General features: G+C 70.0%; 5 protein-coding genes and 1 pseudogene. 1 reads left to right on the plus strand and 5 read right to left on the minus strand.

Annotated elements, in window-relative coordinates:
* Nucleotides 1-999, plus strand: a 999-nt coding sequence (locus ACTHL9_RS19225) for a bifunctional 2-methylcitrate synthase/citrate synthase (RefSeq protein ID WP_440520901.1), incomplete at its 5' end; no start/stop codon positions are given.
* A 4-nt stretch (nt 1000-1003) separates the two neighbouring features.
* On the opposite strand, the gene ACTHL9_RS19230 is transcribed toward ACTHL9_RS19225, so the two are convergent.
* The 5 genes and pseudogenes from ACTHL9_RS19230 to ACTHL9_RS19250 all read right to left on the minus strand — a co-directional run.
* Nucleotides 1004-1480 carry an 8-oxo-dGTP diphosphatase gene (locus ACTHL9_RS19230; protein WP_440520902.1) on the minus strand — a complete coding sequence of 159 codons (477 nt, stop codon included), beginning with the start codon at nt 1478-1480 and terminating at the stop codon, nt 1004-1006.
* Nucleotides 1480-2442, minus strand: a complete 963-nt coding sequence (gene xerD / locus ACTHL9_RS19235; RefSeq protein ID WP_440520903.1) for a site-specific tyrosine recombinase XerD — start codon at nt 2440-2442, stop codon at nt 1480-1482. The genes ACTHL9_RS19230 and xerD overlap by 1 nt, the downstream gene beginning before the upstream one ends.
* Nucleotides 2442-3092 (minus strand): NUDIX domain-containing protein, encoded by a 651-nt coding sequence (locus ACTHL9_RS19240; RefSeq protein WP_440520904.1) that lies wholly within the window; start codon nt 3090-3092, stop codon nt 2442-2444. The genes xerD and ACTHL9_RS19240 overlap by 1 nt, the downstream gene beginning before the upstream one ends.
* Nucleotides 3093-3101: 9 nt before the next feature.
* On the minus strand, nt 3102-4856 hold the full coding sequence (locus ACTHL9_RS19245) for a CTP synthase (protein ID WP_440520905.1): 1755 nt from the start codon (nt 4854-4856) through the stop codon (nt 3102-3104).
* Nucleotides 4853-5764: pseudogene (locus ACTHL9_RS19250) on the minus strand (DNA repair protein RecN); the annotation flags it as partial. The gene ACTHL9_RS19245 and the pseudogene ACTHL9_RS19250, both read right to left, overlap by 4 nt.

Genomic DNA, 5764 nt, shown 5'->3' on the forward strand with positions numbered 1-5764 from the left:
GTGGTCGCCTGGCTCATCTGGAACGGCGAACTCCCGACCCCTGAGCAGCTCGCCACCTTCGAACGGCAGGAGCGCGCCGGCCGGGCCCTGGACCCGGTGGTCAAGCGTGTCATCGACGAGCTGCCGACGACGTCGCACCCCATGGACGTCTGCCGCACCGCCGCCTCCGTCCTCGGCGCCCGCCACCCCCGCGCCGCGGACTCCTCCCGCGCGGCGGACCTCGCCCAGGCCGTCGACCGCTTTGCCGCGCTGCCCGCCGTCGTCGCCTACGACCAACGCCGGCGCCGCGGGGATGACCTCGTCGAGCCGCGCGAGGACCTGGGCTACTCGGCGAACTTCCTCTGGATGACCTTCGGCGAAGAGCCCGCCCCCGAAGTGATCCGGGCGTTCGAGGTCTCGATGATCCTCTACGCCGAGCACTCGTTCAACGCCTCCACCTTCACCGCGCGCGTAGTCACCTCGACCCTCTCCGACCTCCACTCCGCCGTCACCGCCGCCATCGGCGCCCTCAAGGGCCCCCTCCACGGCGGGGCCAACGAGGCCGTCATGGAGACCTTCGAGGAGATCGGCATCAACCCCGACGAATCCCACGAGGACGCCAAGGCCCGCGCCAAGGCCTGGATGGACAACGCCCTCGCGGCGAAGAAGAAGGTCATGGGCTTCGGGCACCGCGTCTACAAGCACGGCGACTCCCGCGTCCCCACCATGAAGGCCGCCCTCGACGACCTCATCACCTACTACGGCCGCCCCGAGATCCTCGGCCTCTACGACGGCCTCGAGCAGTCCATGGACGAGGCCAAGGGCATCAAGCCCAACCTCGACTACCCCACCGGCCCCGCCTACCACCTCATGGGCTTCGACATCCCCACGTTCACGCCGCTGTTCGTCGCCAGCCGCATCGTCGGCTGGACCGCCCACATCATGGAACAGCTCGAGAACAACTCCCTCATCCGCCCGCTCAGCGCCTACAACGGCCCCGACGAGCGGCACATCGACTAGTCAGCTAGCCGAGGACAGCGAATTGGGCGACCGTCTCGTTGTCCTCGGCCATGACCACGAGGAAATCCGACGCGCCGCCCGCGAGGACCGCGGGCAGCCAGTGGTCCGCGTCCTGCCACATGTCAGTGATCGGGAGGGATTCGATCGGGTACCACGCGGGGGCGATTTCCTCGGTTTCGATCACCTCCCCCGACCATGACCGGCACGTGAACATCACGCATTCCATGTCCCATTCGGGGCGGGCGGGAAACCGGAAGTCGATGGTGCCGGCCGGGCGGATGCCGGAGGCGTCGAGCACCACGCCCGCCTCCTCGAACAGCTCCCTCGCTGCGGCCTCGGCCGGCGACTCCCCCGGTTCGATGTGGCCGCCGAGGCCGACGATCTTGCCGCGCCCGAAGCCGCGCTTCTTGCGGCCGAGCAGCACCTGGGATCCATCCCCGGAGCCGCGGAGGAGGAAGCACAGCGCGATAGGTGCGCCCATTACCCGCGCGCCCTCGGGTGCGCCGCCGCGTACACCTCGCGAAGCGTCTCGGCCGTGACAAGTGTGTAGACCTGCGTGGTGGTCACGGACGCGTGGCCGAGGAGCTCTTGGACAACCCGGACGTCGGCGCCGCCCTCCAGGAGGTGCGTCGCGAAGGAGTGGCGGAGCGTGTGCGGCGAGACGTCGCGGTCGATCTTCGCGCGCTCTGCTGCGTCCTTCAGGATGGTCCACGCGCTCTGACGGCTGAGCCTGCCGCCCCGGGCGTTGAGGAAGAGCGCGGGCGTCCCAGCACCTTTGCCGGCCAGGGCCGGCCGTCCCCGGACGAGGTAGTCATCGACCGCGCGCGCCCCATACGAGCCCAGGGGGACAAGCCGAGCCTTCGAGCCCTTGCCGAAGAGGCGCACGATGGCAGGGCCGTCGTCGTCCTCCCCGCGGAGGCGGATGTCGTCGACGTCCAGCCCCACGGCCTCGCTGATGCGCGCCCCCGTCGAGTAGAGGAACTCGAGGAGGGCTCGATCGCGGAGTCCCGTCGGGCTGTCCACCGAGGCCGCCTCCAGGATGCGGGCCACGTCGTCGACGGGGATCGCCTTGGGCAGGCGCTGTCCAGGCAGAGGCGGGTGGACATCCGCGGCGGGATCTCCCGCCGTCGTCCCCTCGAGCGCCCAGAAGCGGTGCAGGCCGCGGACCGCGACCACGGTGCGGGCTGCGGAGCGCACGCCCAAAGGGGTGCCGCCGTCGGCTCCGTCCCGAAGCGCCTCAGCGAACCGGGAGACGTGCTGGCGCGCCACCTCCCCCGGCGACTCGATACCGCACGACGCGAGGTACTCGAGGTAGCGCCGGAGGTCGCGCCGGTAGGCGGCAAGGGTGTTCGCCGCCAGGCCACGCTCTACCGCAAGGTGGCGGAGGTAGTCGTCGACCCCGGACGCGAGCGCCCGCGCCGGTTCGAGGCGCTCGTCTGCCATCAGCGCTGCGCCGGATGCGCGGGCCAGGGCTCGTCTCCGGGCCGGAGGCCCTGGAAGTCGCGGCGGCTCGCCTCCCGCGCCGCGAGGATGGCGACGACGGCGCTCGGGTTGTGCAGGCGACCGTCCAGAACCGCTTCGGCCGCCTCGTCGAGGCTCACCCAGGCGAACTCGATCTCCGATTCCTCGGCGGTCCGTTCGTGCCGCTCGTGGTGTGGGATCACCGAGAGCCGCCGCGCAAGGTAGATGCGGATGGCCTCACTCGAGGAGCCCGGGGAGTTGAAGAAGTCCACGAGGACGTTCCACTCCCCTGCCACGAGATCTGCCTCCTCGGCGAGCTCGCGCGCCGCGGCGTCGAGGTTCGATTCGCCGTCGACGTCGAGGATCCCTGCCGGAACCTCCCACAGGAGCATGCCCACGGGGTGCCGGTACTGCCGCAGCAGCAGCACTCTGCCGTCCTCGTCCATGGGGAGGATCGCAACGGCGCCCGGGTGCTCGATGAATTCCCGGCGCAGGGGCTCCGATCCGGGCGAGAGCTCGAAGGTGTCCGAGCGGACGTCCCAGATCTTCCCCTTGTAGACGGCCTCGGAAGAGAGCACGCGCCGCGGGCTCAGCGCATCCTCGAGGTGCGGCCGCGGCGCGTGCGTCGTCATCGCGGCGTCCTACTCGGCCTTCTGGGCGGCGGACGGGGCCTTCGCGGCACGCTTGGGCTCGGACTTGCCGGCCGAGCTCTGGGACCGCCGATCGAGCGCAGCCTTCACGAGCCCCACGAAGAGCGGGTGCGGGCGGGTCGGCCGGGAGCTGAGCTCCGGGTGAGCCTGCGTGGCCACGTAGTAGGGATGCGTCTCGCGCGGGAGCTCGACGAACTCGACGAGCTTGCCGTCCGGAGACGTGCCCGAGAAGACGAAGCCGGCCTCGCCGAGCTGGTCCCGGTACGCGTTGTTGACCTCGTAGCGGTGGCGGTGGCGCTCGGAGACCTTGGTGGCCCCGTACGTCTCGGCAACGACCGAGTTGTCCTGGAGGACGGCGTCGTACAGGCCCAGGCGCATCGTCCCGCCCATGTCGCCCTTGCCCTCGACAATGTCGAGCTGCTCTGCCATGGTCGCGATGACCGGGTGCTTCGAATCCGGCTCGAACTCGGTCGACGACGCTCCCTCAAGCCCCACGACGTTGCGCGCGTACTCGATCACCATGCACTGCAGGCCGAGGCACAGGCCCAGGGTGGGGAGCGCCCGCTCGCGTGAGAACGTCAGCGCCCCAAGCTTGCCCTCGAGCCCGCGGATGCCGAACCCGCCGGGCACCACGATGGCGTCGACGCCCGAGAGGGCCTTCTCGGCACCTTCCGGCGTCTGGCACTCGTCGGAGGCGACCCAGCGGATGTTGACCTTCGTGTCGTTCGCGAAGCCGCCAGCGCGGAGGGCCTCGGTGACCGAGAGATAGGCGTCCGGCAGGTCGATGTACTTGCCGACGAGTGCGATGTTCACCTCGTGCGCCGGCTCGTGCACGGCCTTGAGGAGTCGGTCCCACTTGGTCCAGTCGACGTCCTTGAACGGCAGGTCGAGCGCGCGGACGATGTAGGAATCGAGGCCCTGCGCGTGGATGACCTTCGGGATGTCGTAGATGCTCGGCGCGTCGGGGCAGTTCACCACGGCGTCCGTGTCCACGTCGCACATCCGGCCGATCTTGTCCCGCATCGCTTCCGGGATCTGGCGGTCGGAGCGCACCACGATCGCCTCCGGCTGGATGCCGATCGAGCGCAGGGCGGCGACGGAGTGCTGCGTCGGCTTGGTCTTGAGCTCCTGCGACGGGCCGATGTACGGCACGAGGGAGACGTGCAGGAAGAAGACGTTGCCGCGGCCGATGTCCTGGCGGACCTGGCGCGCTGCCTCGAGGAACGGCTGCGACTCGATGTCGCCGACCGTGCCGCCGATCTCGGTGATGATGACGTCCGGCGCGTCGGAGCCTTCGGAGGGAAGCCGCATGCGCCGCTTGATCTCGTCGGTGATGTGCGGGATGACCTGGACGGTGTCGCCGAGGTACTCACCGCGGCGCTCCTTGGCAATGACCGTCGAGTAGACCTGACCGGTGGTCACGTTCGCCGAGCCGTCGAGGGACTCGTCGAGGAACCGCTCGTAGTGCCCGATGTCGAGGTCGGTCTCAGCGCCGTCGTCGGTCACGAAGACCTCGCCGTGCTGGAAGGGGTTCATTGTGCCCGGGTCCACGTTGAGGTACGGGTCGAGCTTCTGCATCGTGACGGAGAGACCGCGTCCTCGCAGGAGGTGCCCGAGGCTCGACGCCGTCAGACCCTTTCCGAGCGAAGAGGCCACGCCTCCGGTCACGAAGATCTGCTTGGTCGTCTTGTCGGCGTCTGAGAATCGGGAATGAGAGCGATGCACCACGGAATTCGAGCTTATCATCTCTTCGCCGACCGGGACCGGGTTGCCCCGCGCGCCGCGGCTGCTTTTGCGGGAACCTTCTCGCGCTCCGATCGCGCGTCGTCGAGGAGCTCTTGGGCGTGGGCCCTCGCGGAGGCGGAGTCCTCCTGCCCCGCCAGCATCCGGGCCAGTTCGATCACGCGCTCGTCCTCGGCGAGGAGCGCCACATCGCTCGAGGTGAACCCCGCGACGCCCTCACTCCTGTCGTCCCCGCGTTCGCCCGATGCCACCGAGGTCTTGGTGACCCTGATGTGGCGGTCGGCGAACGCCGCAACCTGCGGCAGGTGCGTCACCACGAGCACCTGGACGTGGCGCGCGAGCATGGCCAGCCGCCGTCCGATTTCGACGGCGGCCCGACCGCCGACGCCGGCATCCACTTCGTCGAAGACGAACGTCGGCACCGGGTCCACCGCGGCGAGCACCACTTCGATCGCGAGCATGACCCGCGAGAGCTCGCCGCCCGAGGCCCCCTTGCCGAGTGCCCGGGCTGGAGCCCCGGCATGAGGACGAAGCAGGATCGCCACCTCGTCGGCTCCGAGGGGGCCGAGCTCCGCCGTCTCCTCGACCGTCACCTGAAGGGTCGCATCCGGCATGGCGAGGGCGGTGAGCTCGTCGCTCACACGGCGCGCCAGCTCGGCGGCGGCTTCCCTGCGCCGGACGGTCAGCTCTGCGGCCAGAGCCCGCAGCTTCTCCTCGTCGTGCGCGACCTGCTCGCCGAGGATCTCGATGCGGCCGCCGTCGTCCTGCAGCTCGTAGAGGCGCTTCTGGCCGGCCTCGGCCCACGCGATGACCTCGTCCACGCTCGGTGCGTACTTCCGGATGAGGCCGCCGAGCGCGGCGCGCCGCTCCTCGACCGCTGCGAGCCGCCCAGGGCCGTCGGCCTCGAGTGA

The sequence above is a fragment of the Sinomonas sp. genome (assembly GCF_051955515.1).
Classification (GTDB): Bacteria; Actinomycetota; Actinomycetes; order Actinomycetales; family Micrococcaceae; genus Sinomonas.